The 15,626-nt window shown below is 39.2% G+C and carries 12 protein-coding genes, 1 tRNA gene and 1 CRISPR repeat array; all 13 genes read left to right on the plus strand.

Annotated features, from left to right (window positions below; all coding sequences use genetic code 11):
- Positions 1–74 precede the first annotated feature (74 nt).
- Positions 75–341 (plus strand): chorismate mutase, encoded by a 267-nt coding sequence (locus FZ941_RS08635; protein ID WP_148887567.1) that lies wholly within the window; start codon positions 75–77, stop codon positions 339–341.
- Positions 338–712 (plus strand): fluoride efflux transporter CrcB, encoded by a 375-nt coding sequence (gene crcB, locus FZ941_RS08640; RefSeq protein ID WP_148887568.1) that lies wholly within the window; start codon positions 338–340, stop codon positions 710–712. The genes FZ941_RS08635 and crcB (FZ941_RS08640) overlap by 4 nt, the downstream gene beginning before the upstream one ends.
- Complete coding sequence (crcB, locus tag FZ941_RS08645) at positions 709–1,035, plus strand: fluoride efflux transporter CrcB (protein WP_148887569.1); 327 nt, start codon at positions 709–711, stop codon at positions 1,033–1,035. The genes crcB (FZ941_RS08640) and crcB (FZ941_RS08645) overlap by 4 nt, the downstream gene beginning before the upstream one ends.
- A gap of 118 nt (positions 1,036–1,153) precedes the next feature.
- On the plus strand, positions 1,154–1,501 hold the full coding sequence (rplS, locus tag FZ941_RS08650) for a 50S ribosomal protein L19 (protein ID WP_005590628.1): 348 nt from the start codon (positions 1,154–1,156) through the stop codon (positions 1,499–1,501).
- A gap of 40 nt (positions 1,502–1,541) precedes the next feature.
- Positions 1,542–1,613 (plus strand) — tRNA-Arg (locus FZ941_RS08655).
- An 835-nt stretch (positions 1,614–2,448) separates the two neighbouring features.
- Positions 2,449–4,863, plus strand: a complete 2,415-nt coding sequence (gene cas3 / locus FZ941_RS08660; protein WP_187418406.1) for a CRISPR-associated helicase Cas3' — start codon at positions 2,449–2,451, stop codon at positions 4,861–4,863.
- A 245-nt stretch (positions 4,864–5,108) separates the two neighbouring features.
- Complete coding sequence (cas5c, locus tag FZ941_RS08665) at positions 5,109–5,837, plus strand: type I-C CRISPR-associated protein Cas5c (protein WP_148887570.1); 729 nt, start codon at positions 5,109–5,111, stop codon at positions 5,835–5,837.
- The gene (gene cas8c, locus FZ941_RS08670; RefSeq protein WP_148887571.1) at positions 5,837–7,738 is read left to right on the plus strand and encodes a type I-C CRISPR-associated protein Cas8c/Csd1; all 1,902 of its coding nucleotides are present in this window, start codon (positions 5,837–5,839) and stop codon (positions 7,736–7,738) included. Before cas5c ends, cas8c begins: the two co-directional genes overlap by 1 nt.
- A 3-nt stretch (positions 7,739–7,741) precedes the next feature.
- On the plus strand, positions 7,742–8,593 hold the full coding sequence (gene cas7c / locus FZ941_RS08675; protein ID WP_148887572.1) for a type I-C CRISPR-associated protein Cas7/Csd2: 852 nt from the start codon (positions 7,742–7,744) through the stop codon (positions 8,591–8,593).
- Between the two features lies 1 nt (position 8,594).
- Positions 8,595–9,266: a CRISPR-associated protein Cas4 gene (gene cas4 / locus FZ941_RS08680; RefSeq protein ID WP_187418407.1), complete on the plus strand. Its 672-nt coding sequence runs from the start codon at positions 8,595–8,597 to the stop codon at positions 9,264–9,266.
- Positions 9,263–10,288 (plus strand): type I-C CRISPR-associated endonuclease Cas1c, encoded by a 1,026-nt coding sequence (gene cas1c / locus FZ941_RS08685; RefSeq protein ID WP_148887573.1) that lies wholly within the window; start codon positions 9,263–9,265, stop codon positions 10,286–10,288. Before cas4 ends, cas1c begins: the two co-directional genes overlap by 4 nt.
- Positions 10,289–10,298: 10 nt before the next feature.
- Complete coding sequence (gene cas2 / locus FZ941_RS08690; RefSeq protein ID WP_002930608.1) at positions 10,299–10,592, plus strand: CRISPR-associated endonuclease Cas2; 294 nt, start codon at positions 10,299–10,301, stop codon at positions 10,590–10,592.
- Between the two features lie 146 nt (positions 10,593–10,738).
- A CRISPR array of direct repeats spans positions 10,739–14,673; the repeat unit is 32 nt; unit sequence GTCGCTCCCTTCACGGGGGCGTGGATTGAAAT.
- 311 nt (positions 14,674–14,984) lie between these two features.
- Positions 14,985–15,626: an amino acid ABC transporter permease gene (locus FZ941_RS08695; RefSeq protein WP_148887574.1), complete on the plus strand. Its 642-nt coding sequence runs from the start codon at positions 14,985–14,987 to the stop codon at positions 15,624–15,626.

Below are 15,626 nucleotides of genomic sequence, written 5' to 3' on the forward strand. Positions count from 1 at the left end.
CTTTTTTATTTAGGATAAAACTAGAACATTTTCCTAATTTTTGTTATGATAGATAGCATACAAGGAGGAAGTAGATGAAGCTAGAAGAAATTAGACAGGAAATTGATCAAGTGGATGATGCGCTCGTTGCCTTACTAGAGAGACGCATGAATCTGGTCGGCCAAGTTGTGGCTATTAAAAAATCGACTGGGAAGGCCGTTGCAGATCCTAAACGAGAAGAAAGGATTTTTGCTAAAGTTGCGAGTAAGATCGAAAATACGAATTATCAAGAGCCGATTCTTGCAACCTTTACGGATATCCTAAAGCATTCACGCGCTTTTCAGGAGAAGAAAATAAGATGAGTGAAGTAAAAAATTCTTTAGCAATCTTCTTTGGAGCTATGCTAGGCGGTTTACTTCGTTATCAATGCTCATCCTTTTTCACATTTACGGGACATTTTCCGCTAGCGACACTTTTGGTCAACTATTTGGGAACTTTCTTGTTAGTCTATTTGGTTAAAGGCTATCTCCGTCGCAAGCAAGTTTCCAAGCGTTTGTTATTGGCTTTGTCGACAGGATTTTGTGGTGGCTTGACAACTTTTTCTAGTCTTCTATTAGATTCGCTCAAATTGCTGGATTTAGGCCGTTATCCAGAATTAATCGTATATCTTGTCTTGAGTATCGGAGGTAGCCTTTGCATTGCTTTATGGGCTGGAAGGAAGGTGACCGCATGATTTTGTTTTTGCTCATTGCTTGCGGTCTAGGCGCTCTTGTCCGTTACTTTTTTTCTAAGGTTAATAGCAGAGCTGCTTTGCCAATAGGCACCTTGATGGCTAATGTACTGGGAGCCTCTTTGATTGGATATTTTTACAATCATATCCAAGATAAGCAGCTGTATAGCATTTTGGCAACAGGTTTCTGTGGCGGTTTAACAACTCTTTCCACCTTTAATGCGGAATTAGCAGAGCTGTTCTCAGATAAGAAGAAGTTTAGCTTCTATCTGATGCTGACTTACTTTTTAGGATTTTTAGCGATTATTTTAGGAATTTTTATCTAAAAATCTTTACTTTTACTAGAATTTTGATATAATATACTTTGTGCATAAATGGATGCACTAAAAAAACGGCTAATCCGCTGTCGTCTAGAGCTACAAGATTAGCAAGATAGGAGAAAAAATGAATCCATTAATTCAAAGCTTGACTGAAGGTCAACTTCGCTCAGATATCCCTGCATTCCGTCCTGGTGACACTGTCCGCGTTCACGCGAAAGTTGTCGAAGGAACTCGCGAACGTATCCAGATCTTTGAAGGTGTCGTTATCGCTCGCAAAGGTGCTGGAATCTCAGAAAACTACACAGTTCGTAAAATCTCTAACGGTGTAGGTGTTGAACGTACTTTCCCAATCCACACTCCACGTGTTGACAAGATTGAAGTCGTTCGTTACGGTAAAGTTCGTCGTGCTAAATTGTACTACCTTCGTGCATTGCAAGGTAAGGCAGCGCGTATCAAAGAAATCCGTCGTTAATATCAGAAATGACTCTGTCACTTGGCAGAGTTTTTCTCTAGTCCCCTTAGTTCAATGGATATAACAACTCCCTCCTAAGGAGTAGTTGCTGGTTCGATTCCGGCAGGGGACATATATCATATTGAAACAACCCTTGAAAATACAGTGTTTTCAAGGGTTTTAGTGTGTCTAAATTTTAGCCAAGGGGCACAAAATGGGCAAAGATTTTTCTGATTTGGTTATGATTTCTTCTTTTTGTTGTTTTAAATGATGGGTATAGACTTATACATGCTCAAAAGAGATTGGTCTATCGGAAGCTAGATGATGAAAGTAAGTTTTTTGCAGTGGAGCACACAAGCATTAGCGCTCACTTTTTACAAAAATTAAAGAGGAGTGTGGACAAAAGATTGTTCATAAAATCGTTCTAAAATAATTACAACAAAACTATTTTCTTCTAGGATTAGTGGAAATCCTCAGCCTAAAGGAGCCAGATGGCTTACTGTCATTACCGAGTAACGAGAGTAATATCAGTCTTTATAACTGTAGATATGGAGATATAGAAGAATGGAAAATGAGTGATACAGCAAATGTTGTAGCGTTTTTTAATAGAAAGTAACAAAAATACTCATAATCTATTGAAATTTTTAGTTTTTAAGTTTACAATGATATCAATATAGTGTTTTGAATATGTTCCTATGAAGATTATCAGTGATTTTTATTGAAGATAAATAATTATAGTATAGGTCATTAGTAATGTTTTAATCTATATGGTCGCATTGATAAAGGATTCATTTTCTAGGACTAAGGCATTATTCTTTTAAGTATTCTGTAATCTGTCTATAATACTTCAAAAACTATTGTCTTTAAAAATGAAAGCGCTTTATTTTTTTAGGCGCTTTAATCTAAATTATAAATTTAAGGTTGGATTATTTTTTCCAACATTAACACTAAATGAAATGAGGGTAAAAATGATAAAAGCTCATTATAATCGTGATACGAACGAAATGCAATCGCTAAAAATACATTTAATAAATGTTGCTGAAAGTGGAAGAAAAGAAGCGAAACTTTTAGGACAGGGTGATGTGCTTTTTTTGCTAGGCTTATATCATGATTTAGGCAAGGCAAATAAAGCTTTTCAAGATAAATTGGAAATGCAACCTAACAAGCATGTTGATCATTCATCTGCTGGAGCTATCTATCTCTTTCAAAGTATACAAGCATGTTTAAAAAAATCAAGTATTCCAATGGAAGATAGGATACTTTTTCAGGAGATCAGTGCTTATGTTATTTCAGCTCACCACGGTATGTATAATATTTTTCTGGAAGATGATGGTGTTCAAGCAGAACAATTTGCATTCAATAAATTAAGGCATAGAATGACAAAATGTATGAATAATCTTGCTTACCAAGAAGATATTCTACCTTTTGCTCAAGAATTAGAAGCTGAATTAAATCCTCATGGTTACTGTGATTTAAACGATTTAATCGAAAAAGCATTTGCAAATTACCAGCAAGCCTGGTCTAAACTTAGTTGGTCTGATGAAAGTGAGAAAGAATATTATAGTGGTTGTTTTATTCGGATGTACTTATCCTTTTTGAAGAATGCAGATATACTAGATACTGTCAATGCTTATGGCCTGATCATTGAACCTTTAAAAGATGAAGAAAAACAAAAACTAAATGCTTCTTATCTTGAAGCTATTGAGCGAAAATATCGTAGCTTTGGTCATCCAACTACAAGACTGAATGAGATTCGTTCACAAATTGGTGAACGAGTTAAGAGTAGAGGGGAAAAAGATTCAACGGGAATCTATCGCTTAGATCTTCCTACTGGCGCTGGGAAAACGAATCTTAGTATGAGATATGCCTTTCATCAGTTAGTTGATCAAAATAAATCAAGATTTTTCTATATTACGCCTTTTTTATCTGTTTTAGAACAAAATGCGGCAGCTATTAAAAAAGTTATTGGAGAAGATGGGGTACTAGAGCATCATTCAAATGTTGTACAGAACAAACAAGAGAACGAGGATAAGGGAGACGAAAAAGAGAGCTTATTACCAGAGTACCTGATAGAAAGTTGGGATAGTCCAGTCGTTTTGACATCAATGGTTCAATTTTTTCAAACTTTATTTAAAACTAAATCAGCAAATATTCGCCGTTTTTCTAGTTTAGCGAATAGTGTTTTGATTTTAGATGAAGTGCAATCATTGCCTATTGAGGTGACAACTTTATTTAATTTAACCATGAATTTCTTAAATAAAGTTATGAACACGACTATTATCTTATGTACGGCTACACAGCCTGCTTATGATTCTGCTACTATCAAACATAAACTTTTCTATGGTGGGAAATATGGTGAAGCTGCTGATATTGTTGAGTTAACTCATGAAGAAAAAGCAGTCTTTTCAAGAACAGAACTTAGAAAATTTGATGAAAATAATCAACATTCGAACCTGTCAGATTTAGTAGATTTTGTACTGGAAAATGACGAGTCTATTCTTGCGATTTTTAACACCAAGAAGACAGTTGATAAATTCTATATGATGCTTGAAGGATTGACTGATAGACCTATTTATCAACTTTCGACTAATATGTGTGCTCAGCACAGATTAGACATTATAGCGGAAATTAAACAACATCTTAAAAAAGGAATACCTATTATTTGTATTAGTACGCAACTAATTGAAGCTGGAGTTGACATTGATTTTAATCGCGTCATCCGATCTTATGCAGGAGTTGACTCAATTGTGCAAGCTAGTGGCCGATGCAATCGTGAAGGTAAACGTGATAAAGGTCAAGTTACCTTAGTCAATCTTACCTCTGAAGAGGAAAATCTATCACGCTTGAAAGAAATAAAAGCTAAGAAAGACGCCACAGAGCATATTATCCATAAGATCTCATCGCCTATTGAAATGTCACTTTTAAATCGGGATTTTTTTGAATATTATTATGCTAATAATCAAGGTTCAATGGATTATCCTTTATCGCATGGTGAATCAGTTTATGATTATTTAAGCATAAATTCATATCAAGACAGTAATGATTTTAAAGGAAAGTTAAAACAAGCCTTTAAAACTGCTGGTTTGAAAATGAATTTAATAAACAATGACACAATAGGGGTGTTGGTTCCGTATGGAGACGCTATTGAAAAGTTGTTGGTTTTAGAAGAATTGTGTGAATATGATTACCCATCTGTCGAAGACTATCAAACAATAAAAGCGCTTTTAAAGGAATTGCAGCCCTATACGGTAAATGTTCGTCAGCACGATCAAATACTTGAAGCGACAAAATCATATTTGAATGGGCAAATTCAGATATTGTCAGATGGTTATTATGATGAGAAAAAGGGGATCACCCTAGAGTCAGGAAGTTTTCTGATGTAAAAATTAAAAGAAAACAGGTCGACGAGAGTCAGTAGAGGACTTCGTTGACCTGTAATTCAGTATAAATAAGCACTAAATATAATTTCAATCCACATAGATAGCACTATGATGGCTAGATTATATCAAAATTGATCCATATAATCAATAACTATTTTATAAACACTAAATATAGAAAGAAAATAATTGACTTTTGAAATCTCAAGTGCTAAGATAGGTTTATAGAATCACAGAAGGAGGTTTTAACCTTGTACAGATCAAGAAATTTCTATGTAAAGATACGTAGCGGACAGGCTCTTTTTACAAATCCTGCAACTAAAGGTGGTGGAGAGAGATCGTCGTACCAAGTTCCTACTCGACAAGCTCTCCAAGGCATAATTGATGCTGTGTACTACAAGCCGACTTTCACAAATGTTGTTACTGAAGTTAAGGTCATGAATCAAATTCAGACAGAGCTACATGGTGTTCGTGCTTTGTTACATGATTACAGTGCGGATTTGAGTTATGTTTCATACTTGAGTGATGTGGAATATCTAGTGAAATTCCATTTCATTTGGAATGAAAATCGTGAAGATTTGATGCAAGATAGGCTACCTAAAAAGCATGAAGCCATTATGGAACGTTCCATTCGAAAAGGTGGGCGACGCAATATTTTTTTAGGAACCAGCGAATGCTTTGGCTTAGTCGATGAAATTAGTCAGGAAGAGTATGAGAATACTCCTTCTTACTACGATGGCATTACTATTGATTTGGGTATTATGTTTCATTCTTTCGCCTACCCAAAAGACGAAACGACACCGTTAAAATCTTATTTCACAAAAACAGTGATGGAGAATGGGTTGATTAAGTTTAAGCCTCAGTCTGAGTGTGAAATTGTAAATACTTTATCTAGTTACACCTTTAAGACACCTGGCCAGATTAAGTCCGTTGATGATGAACTTAGGGAATATGATGCTATGGAGAAAGGAGAAGGCTAATGGATTTTTTTACTTCTCTCTTAAAAGCTTATGAAAAAGCAGAAGAAATTGGCTTAGTTGACCAACAAAGTGGGGACAATCCTGTTTTGCTTCCGATTTATCATACTAGTTTGAAGTCAAATGGTAAAAATATTATTGCAGTTAAGTTGGATCAGGATGGCAGTTTCTATAAGGCAGAATTCATGTATGATAATCAAACGATTATATTTCCTGTGACTGCAAATTCTGTAGCAAGATCTGGTAGCAATCCTGCTCCACATCCTCTTGTAGACAAGTTTTCTTATTATATACCAGAAGTGAGTCAATCGCAATATGATGATTTTCATAAACAATTAGCTAGTTGGATTGCTTACTGTGAGGAAGGTAGAGTCAAGGAATTTTTGATAAAAATTCAGCATTTTATTCTCCAAACAGATTTTCTAAGTAGCATTCTTCAGTCTTTATATGGTGAGCATTACCAAAGAGAGGGATTGAAAATCACCTATTCTGACTCTGATGGAAAAAACAAGACTGTTGATTTATCCGCTTATTTCCTAGAGTTTTCAATTGTACGATTTAATGATTTTAAAGATGAATCAGTGACTAGCTACAAGGAATTACATCAATCATATATTTCATTTGTAAGAGCTAATCAGGATAATTTGGGAATATGTAATATTAGCGGACGAACGGAGCAAATTACCAATAAGCATCGAGGACTGATGGGGAATGCTAAAATTATTTCGGTTAGTAATAAAGGAGAGGCCTATAAAGGGCGCTTTAAGGAGCGAGAAGATGTTTTTAGTGTTGGCTATGAAACTTCAGAAAAAATTCATTTAATGATTAAGTATCTGCTAGAAAATAAAAACAGTAGTACTTGGCTAGGATCGTCACAATATCTCATCAATTGGTTTAGTGATGATTTAGCGAATGAGAGTCAATTGGATATTGTTAAGCCGGTTTTTAATGAATTATTTGAAGATGATATAGACCAAAAAGACAGTTCGGTTTTCCTCAAACCGAACCAAGTAAATAAAAAAATAAGGTCTTCGTTTATTAAAGGAAGAAAATTATTTGGCAATGATGCAACCTACTACGTTGCAATACTAAATAAAACAAGCAATGGTCGTATTGCTTTAAAATATTTCCGTCAGCTCCAGATCTCACAATTATTGAAAAATCTGGAATCATGGCAGGAAAATTACTCTTGGGAACCAAAAACTAAAGTAGAAAATTATAAATTTAGAACGCCTACTTTTAGTGAGATTATTAATGCTGCTTACGGTGTTGATAGAGAACAATATTTAGAATTGGACAATGACAGTTTTAAGAGCGATCAATATCAGCAATTAGTAACAGCTTTGATTGATGGGAATCCAGTGCCTAGTACTATCGTTAAGAAGTTAGAAACGAATATTAAACAGCGACAAAAGTACCCTAATCACTGGTCTCAGGTGCAGCAAATAAGTTTAGCGATTTTACACAAACAATATGGAAGGGAGTTTAAACCAATGTTAGATCACGAAAATACTAATCGTTCCTATCTCTTCGGAAGATTATTAGTTATTTTTGAATTGATGGAATTGAAAAAATATGAAATTGAGAATCCAAATAAGGACAAGAAAGAATCTAATAGGATAACAAATGCCGAGAGGTACTGGAATGCCTATACCAGCCAGCCAGCTAAATTAATGATGAATTTAGTAAATAAAATCAAGCCTTATGAAGAGGCTGTGAAATTAAACGCTCATGGAATCTTTCATAAATTAGACAAAGAGCGAGCAGAAATTGTCCAATTACTCAGCCCCCTAATGGCAAAGAAGGATATCAATGATCCCTTGGATTATCAATTTATTTTTGGTTACTATGCTGAAAAGCAATTCTTTTATACAAAACAAGAAAAAAATGAAAGCGAGGAATAGCAGATGTTGGAACACAAGATTGATTTTATGGTAACGGTTGAAGTGAGGGAAGCTAATGCAAATGGAGATCCCTTGTCAGGAAATATGCCAAGAACAAATGCAGCCAATCAAGGCTTAATCAGCGATGTAGCCATCAAGCGAAAAATCCGCAATCGGATGCAGGATTTTGGCCACACCATCTTTGTACAAGCAAACGATCGCATTGAGGATGGGCTTAATTCACTTGAGAAACGGTTTAAGACTCAATTTACAGGAAAAGAATCAGATGAAGAAATTAATGAAAAAGCCAATCAATTATGGATGGATGTCCGTTCGTTTGGTCAAGTGTTCACTTATCTAAAAGATCGCTCGTTTGCTATTCGTGGACCGGTTTCTGTCAGCATGGCTAAATCTTTGGATCCAATCATCATCTCTAGTTTACAGATTACTCGAAGCACAAATGGTGTCGAACCTAAAAAAGCAGGTGGACGTTCATCTGATACGATGGGGACCAAGCATTTTGTGGACTATGGTGTCTATGTCATCAAAGGTTCTATTAATCCAAATTTTGCTGAAAAAACAGGATTCTCTAACGAAGATGCTGAAGTTATTAAGGAAGTGCTCGTTAGTCTTTTTGAAAACGATGCTTCTTCTGCTCGTCCAGAAGGTTCTATGCGCGTGAGGGAAGTCTTCTGGTTTACTCATTCTAATAAGTTAGGAAATGTTTCCAGTGCGCGTGTTTTTGATTTGATTGAATTTGACAAAGAAAAACAGGATAAAGATAGTTACGATGACTACCGCATTCATCTGAATCAAGAAAAATTAGCAGAATATGAAGCTAAAGGATTGAAAGTTGATATCTTAGAAGGACTGTAAAATGGTTTATGCTGAAAGTGACTATTTGATGTTATCTGGTATTCAGCATTTCCAATTCTGCAAGCGCCAATGGAGTTTGATTCATATTGAGCAGCAGTGGGTTGAAAACGAAGCGACAGCTCATGGGCAGATTTTGCATCAAAAGGCGGATAATCCTTATATTAAAGAAAAGCGAAAGGATGTCATAACCTCACGAGCTATGCATGTCTCATCAAAAGAGCTTGGTCTCTATGGGATATTGGATGTGGTTGAATTCCATAAGGATGAAAAAGGAGTTCCGCTAAAAGGAAAACGTGGCAAATGGCTTCCTGTCATTATTGAATATAAGCGTGGAAAACCAAAAAGAGATACTCGGGATATTGTTCAGCTGGTTGCTCAAACGATTTGTCTTGAAGAAACTCTTGGGTGCGCAATCGAGTATGGTTATCTTTATTACCATAGTGTGAATCAAAAGAGGCAAATAGAAATCACCTCTGATTTACGAAAAGAAGTAGCCGAGTTAGCTTGCCAAATGCATGAATATTATGACAAAAAGCTTATTCCAAAAGCTGAATATTTTAAAAACTGTCAGTTATGCTCCTTAGTTGATATTTGCATGCCGCGTTTGAGTAAAAAGGCGCGCAATATTGACAATTACATTTTCCAAGCATTAAAAAGTGAGGATAGCTTATGAAAAAGCTACTTAATACTCTATATTTGACTCAAGATAATTTTTATTTAACCCGTGAAAGAGATAATATCGTTATCAAGCAAGAAGGTAAAGTTATCAGTCGTTTCCCATATCGAATTATTGACGGAATTGTTTGTTTTTCTTATTTGGGAGCGTCTCCTTCTTTGATTGAACTCTGTGCTGAGAATCAGATTAATTTGTCCTTCCATACCCCGCAAGGACGCTTTTGCGGTCGATTTGTTGGGCAAACAAATGGGAATGTTTTGCTAAGAAGGCAGCATTATCGTTTGGCTGATGAAGAACAATCTCTAGAATATGCAAAACATTTTATTCTTGCTAAAATTTCAAATTCTAGAAAATATTTACTACGTTTTAAGCGTGATCATCGCGATCGGATTGATAGCCAACTATTTGAAGAAGTGAATACGGAATTGACTTGGGCCTTGGAACAGGTTCAAGCAGCTGAAAACAAGGATTCTCTTTTAGGAATAGAGGGTCAGGCAGCAAACCAATATTTTCGTATTTTTAATGATTTAGTATTAACTGATAAGGAGACTTTTCAGTTTAATGGGCGAACTAGACGCCCTCCATTAGATTGTGTCAATGCTTTGTTATCATTTGGCTATAGTTTATTAACATATGAATGCCAATCTGCTTTGGAAGCAGTAGGGCTGGATAGTTATGTTGGCTTCTTTCATACAGATAGGCCAGGTCGTGCTAGCTTGGCATTGGATTTAGTCGAAGAATTTCGTGTTTATATAGTTGACAGATTTGTATTTTCTTTGATAAATAAAGCTCAGTTAAGCAAAAAACATTTTGACTTTAAGGAAAATGGAAGTGTCATATTAACTGAAAAAGGGCGTGCAATTTTTATTGAAGCCTGGCAAAAGCGGAAACATCAGGAAGTAGAACATCCTTTCACTAAAGAAAAAGTGAAATTGATGTTACTGCCCTATGTCCAAGCACAGTTATTGGCCAAGGCAATCCGTGGAGAATTGGAATCCTATCCACCGTTTTTAATATAGGAGCCGGTTTATGATGGTATTAGTAACATATGATGTGAATACTGAAACTGCGCAAGGCAGGAAAAGATTACGTCATGTGGCAAAATTATGCGTTGATTATGGGCAACGCGTGCAGAATTCAGTTTTTGAATGCTCGGTAACTCCTGCAGAATTTGTAGAAATAAAAGCTAAGCTTTTGAGTATAATTGACACTGAGTCTGACAGTATTCGTTTTTATTTGCTAGGAAAAAACTGGCAAAATCGTCTAGAAACGATTGGACGTGATACAAGTTATGATCCTGATATAGGGGTATTACTCCTTTAAATAGTCTAGTGCGAATGGATGTTACTCAGAAAAAAGCAGGACTTTCGCGCAAAAAATAAACAAAAATAAGGCAAAAATTCGAAATTCTAGAAGAGTTTACTTTCCTCGAAAGATAATTTTTGCCTAAAACAGTGCAACTACGCGCTGTCGCTCCCTTCACGGGGGCGTGGATTGAAATACGAATCAGTATTAACCCTTTACAACCTTTTGCTGTCGCTCCCTTCACGGGGGCGTGGATTGAAATTATCCCAAGTGGTTTTCTGTTCCATTGCTATTCCCGTCGCTCCCTTCACGGGGGCGTGGATTGAAATGTGATTATTTCTCAACCGTAATCAAGGCTGTAGTGTCGCTCCCTTCACGGGGGCGTGGATTGAAATAACAATCCAGAATGCAGATGGAACCCCTGTTAAGTCGCTCCCTTCACGGGGGCGTGGATTGAAATTCAGCGACCTTGTTACAAGGTCTAGGAGGAGATAGTCGCTCCCTTCACGGGGGCGTGGATTGAAATATAAATGAGTAGTGGATTTTTGTAAGGCGCGTGCGTCGCTCCCTTCACGGGGGCGTGGATTGAAATTCTAATACACCTTTTCAACATGAGAATTTGTCAGGTCGCTCCCTTCACGGGGGCGTGGATTGAAATTATGATACAGACGTAGCAAAAATCGAAGGGTCTATTCGCTCCCTTCACGGGGGCGTGGATTGAAATTTTCTGTCCATGGTCGCGCCAGCGACAAAGTCAAAATGTCGCTCCCTTCACGGGGGCGTGGATTGAAATAAAATTAGAAAAAAATAATAATATCACGGTTTTCGTCGCTCCCTTCACGGGGGCGTGGATTGAAATCTGTAATTTATCTATATTATAACACACGAAAAAGTCGCTCCCTTCACGGGGGCGTGGATTGAAATCAATTGGACGTGTCGGATTTTGCAGTCCTTCTCTAGTCGCTCCCTTCACGGGGGCGTGGATTGAAATTGGATCGTCATAACTTGACAGGACTCGTCCAGTTCGTCGCTCCCTTCACGGGGGCGTGGATTGAAATAATTAGCAGGTATTCCAATTATTGATAACGAAGAGTCGCTCCCTTCACGGGGGCGTGGATTGAAATCTATGACCATATTGCTTTACTCTTTACAGCTTCTGTCGCTCCCTTCACGGGGGCGTGGATTGAAATTTTTCAGTGCCATCTAAACTTTTTATACTTCATGTCGCTCCCTTCACGGGGGCGTGGATTGAAATAGCTCTTCCGCAGTCTGCGTGAGCTCAGACTTGCGTCGCTCCCTTCACGGGGGCGTGGATTGAAATTAATAAAATTATACACCTTTTTTCACCCTTTAACGTCGCTCCCTTCACGGGGGCGTGGATTGAAATTTGATCGCTTGTTTGCTCTTTTAACTCTTTGTATAGTCGCTCCCTTCACGGGGGCGTGGATTGAAATAGTGTCGATGCGCTTTTCCCACATCTCTCCATTCCGTCGCTCCCTTCACGGGGGCGTGGATTGAAATATTGCGATCGTTTAAAAAGTCGTAAACAACTTTGGTCGCTCCCTTCACGGGGGCGTGGATTGAAATAAATGATATAGCTAAATATCTAGCGTTTTGAGGTGTCGCTCCCTTCACGGGGGCGTGGATTGAAATTCGATTGGTTACAGACAATACATAGGTAAGCTTGGTCGCTCCCTTCACGGGGGCGTGGATTGAAATTCATCGAAAGTAATACAGCTGATGGTGAACCTGCGTCGCTCCCTTCACGGGGGCGTGGATTGAAATCAACTGGGACTATCTTTTGAATGTCCGACCAAATCGTCGCTCCCTTCACGGGGGCGTGGATTGAAATAGATTTTTCGTAGGCACGATCAAGTTGCTAAAGTTCGTCGCTCCCTTCACGGGGGCGTGGATTGAAATTTGTCTGCCACTTGAACAAATGGATAGGTTAGTAACCGTCGCTCCCTTCACGGGGGCGTGGATTGAAATTAACCGAGAGGTACAGGCAGGTCAGGTTATGCAAGTCGCTCCCTTCACGGGGGCGTGGATTGAAATAAACTCCATCTCCATCGATGAGTAATTAACCAAAGTCGCTCCCTTCACGGGGGCGTGGATTGAAATAACTAAAAATGTCCTTTTGACAGAGGGCTTGCTTGTCGCTCCCTTCACGGGGGCGTGGATTGAAATTTACAATGCGGTAGTTCCATGTGAATGGCATTCGTCGCTCCCTTCACGGGGGCGTGGATTGAAATATGATTTCAGCTAATCCAGCATTGGAGGTCGCAATGTCGCTCCCTTCACGGGGGCGTGGATTGAAATGTTTTCACTTTTTCGACAATACCATAATATCACGTCGCTCCCTTCACGGGGGCGTGGATTGAAATATCTTGCAACTCTTCCATTCGATTTTGAATGTAAGTCGCTCCCTTCACGGGGGCGTGGATTGAAATAATGAATCTGTTACATCATAACTCAATAGCACTGTCGCTCCCTTCACGGGGGCGTGGATTGAAATTTTTCTATCACTCGTCAATACTTTTTGTCACATGTCGCTCCCTTCACGGGGGCGTGGATTGAAATTATGATACAGACGTAGCAAAAATCGAAGGGTCTAGTCGCTCCCTTCACGGGGGCGTGGATTGAAATCAGACGCCGGGCGTCATCGCCTGCGTCACAACACTGTCGCTCCCTTCACGGGGGCGTGGATTGAAATACGATGGGGTTACCCTACGTCAAAAAACAATTAGTCGCTCCCTTCACGGGGGCGTGGATTGAAATCTTCCTGGAGATCGACGGAAGACGCTGGGCCTAGTCGCTCCCTTCACGGGGGCGTGGATTGAAATAAAATTTTGCATTTAATCACTCCTTTTGTTATAATGTCGCTCCCTTCACGGGGGCGTGGATTGAAATCATACCTGCTAACATATTATGAGCAGTCTTTCCGTCGCTCCCTTCACGGGGGCGTGGATTGAAATTTTGTCTCTTTCTAAATCTTTCCGCTTTCGCTTCGTCGCTCCCTTCACGGGGGCGTGGATTGAAATCTCACTGGACAAGTTTGTGTTGATGATCGTGTTGGTCGCTCCCTTCACGGGGGCGTGGATTGAAATTGGCAATCCTGTAGTCGAAGCCTTACCAGCAGGCCGTCGCTCCCTTCACGGGGGCGTGGATTGAAATATGGTTTGCGTCTCTTTATCCCACGCCCTAAATTTGTCGCTCCCTTCACGGGGGCGTGGATTGAAATCTAAATATCTAATAAATAGTCCGCCAAGACAACTGTCGCTCCCTTCACGGGGGCGTGGATTGAAATCTAAAACCTTCATTATTTTGCCACAGTTCCTTAATGTCGCTCCCTTCACGGGGGCGTGGATTGAAATCGCAAGGTCACATTTAGCGCATGGATAAAATACGGTCGCTCCCTTCACGGGGGCGTGGATTGAAATAAATGCAGCTTTCCCGAAACCTACAATGGCATCAGTCGCTCCCTTCACGGGGGCGTGGATTGAAATAGGTGTGTAGTAATTCACTCTAGACAAATCTTCTGTCGCTCCCTTCACGGGGGCGTGGATTGAAATTGGTCTTGGATTGCTATTAACAGAAGGGATTAGCGTCGCTCCCTTCACGGGGGCGTGGATTGAAATAAAGTATAGAGGTAATTTATACTATAGCCTAAATGTCGCTCCCTTCACGGGGGCGTGGATTGAAATGTTGATCCAGCTAAAGTAGTCATTTTCTAACAAGGTCGCTCCCTTCACGGGGGCGTGGATTGAAATTATGCAAATAGGGCAGTATCTTTGGAAGTAACCTGTCGCTCCCTTCACGGGGGCGTGGATTGAAATTTTTGGAAATCCCTTCATGTAACGATAATTATCGTCGCTCCCTTCACGGGGGCGTGGATTGAAATGAGCTGTTCGACTCGCTCGTTGAGCCTGTTAATGTCGCTCCCTTCACGGGGGCGTGGATTGAAATTATAGACTGTTTGACGCTATGCAGGTCAATAAGCTGTCGCTCCCTTCACGGGGGCGTGGATTGAAATTTGTATTTAAACAAAGCCCCGCAAATCGGGCTATGTCGCTCCCTTCACGGGGGCGTGGATTGAAATAACACCCTCACGCTTGATAACCTCAAAATAACCAGTCGCTCCCTCCCAGAATGGAACCTACTGCGGTTAACAAAGAGCTAACCTCTCCTTTTGGTTGGAAGGTTATTTGTCAGTTTTAGAGCTGTGTTGTTTCGAATGGTTCCAAAACGACACGAAGCTCCCCATAGTCAAATAAATCCGATTCTTGAAAAGAGAGTCGGATTTTAATTTTATTCGACTTCGACTTTTGTACTATAATTTTTTTGTAATTTCTGGTTGTATTTTTTTAAAATTCTGCTATAATGGTATAATATTTATTTAGGAGGAAGAGAATGAGCTATATTTTGGAAATTTTACCCAGTCTTCTAAGTGGAGCGGCAACTACCTTGCAAGTGTTTGCTTTGGTCTTGTTTTTTTCGATTCCTTTGGGAATTATGCTGGCATTTTCGATGCAAATTCGCTTGAAGCCTCTGCAATGGCTGCTTAATATTTATATTTGGATCATGCGCGGGACGCCACTTTTATTGCAGTTAATCTTCATTTACTATGTGTTGCCAAGTATCGGCATTCGGCTGGATCGGATTCCTGCAGCGATTATTGCCTTTACACTAAACTATGCTGCTTATTTTGCGGAGATCTTCCGCGGAGGCATTTCTTCCATTCCGACTGGACAGTACGAAGCTGCGAAGGTTTTGAAATTTACTCCTGTTCAGACGATTCGCCTGATTATTTTGCCGCAAGTCGTAAAAATTGTGCTACCTAGTGTCTTTAATGAAATCATGACTTTGGTGAAAGATACCTCTTTGGTTTATGCTTTAGGCATTTCAGACTTAATTTTGGCTAGTCGTACAGCGGCCAACCGAGATGCCAGTCTGGCACCGATGTTTGTTGCAGGCTTGATTTATTTACTCTTAATCGGTCTGGCTACGCTGGTTGCAAAACAGGTCGAAAAGAAATTCAGTTATTATAAGTAG

The sequence above is a fragment of the Streptococcus sp. Marseille-P6264 genome, assembly GCF_902460355.1.
Classification (GTDB): Bacteria; Bacillota; Bacilli; order Lactobacillales; family Streptococcaceae; genus Streptococcus.

Bases quoted from the DNA above. Each gene is read 5' to 3' on its own strand.
- crcB (WP_148887568.1), top strand. From the start codon at position 338: ATGAGTGAAGTAAAAAATTCTTTAGCAATCTTCTTTGGAGCTATGCTA.
- cas3 (WP_187418406.1), top strand. From the start codon at position 2,449: ATGATAAAAGCTCATTATAATCGTGATACGAACGAAATGCAATCGCTA.
- rplS (WP_005590628.1), top strand. From the start codon at position 1,154: ATGAATCCATTAATTCAAAGCTTGACTGAAGGTCAACTTCGCTCAGAT.
- cas7c (WP_148887572.1), top strand. From the start codon at position 7,742: ATGTTGGAACACAAGATTGATTTTATGGTAACGGTTGAAGTGAGGGAA.
- cas4 (WP_187418407.1), top strand. From the start codon at position 8,595: ATGGTTTATGCTGAAAGTGACTATTTGATGTTATCTGGTATTCAGCAT.
- cas1c (WP_148887573.1), top strand. From the start codon at position 9,263: ATGAAAAAGCTACTTAATACTCTATATTTGACTCAAGATAATTTTTAT.
- cas8c (WP_148887571.1), top strand. From the start codon at position 5,837: ATGGATTTTTTTACTTCTCTCTTAAAAGCTTATGAAAAAGCAGAAGAA.
- FZ941_RS08635 (WP_148887567.1), top strand. From the start codon at position 75: ATGAAGCTAGAAGAAATTAGACAGGAAATTGATCAAGTGGATGATGCG.
- cas2 (WP_002930608.1), top strand. From the start codon at position 10,299: ATGATGGTATTAGTAACATATGATGTGAATACTGAAACTGCGCAAGGC.
- crcB (WP_148887569.1), top strand. From the start codon at position 709: ATGATTTTGTTTTTGCTCATTGCTTGCGGTCTAGGCGCTCTTGTCCGT.
- FZ941_RS08695 (WP_148887574.1), top strand. From the start codon at position 14,985: ATGAGCTATATTTTGGAAATTTTACCCAGTCTTCTAAGTGGAGCGGCA.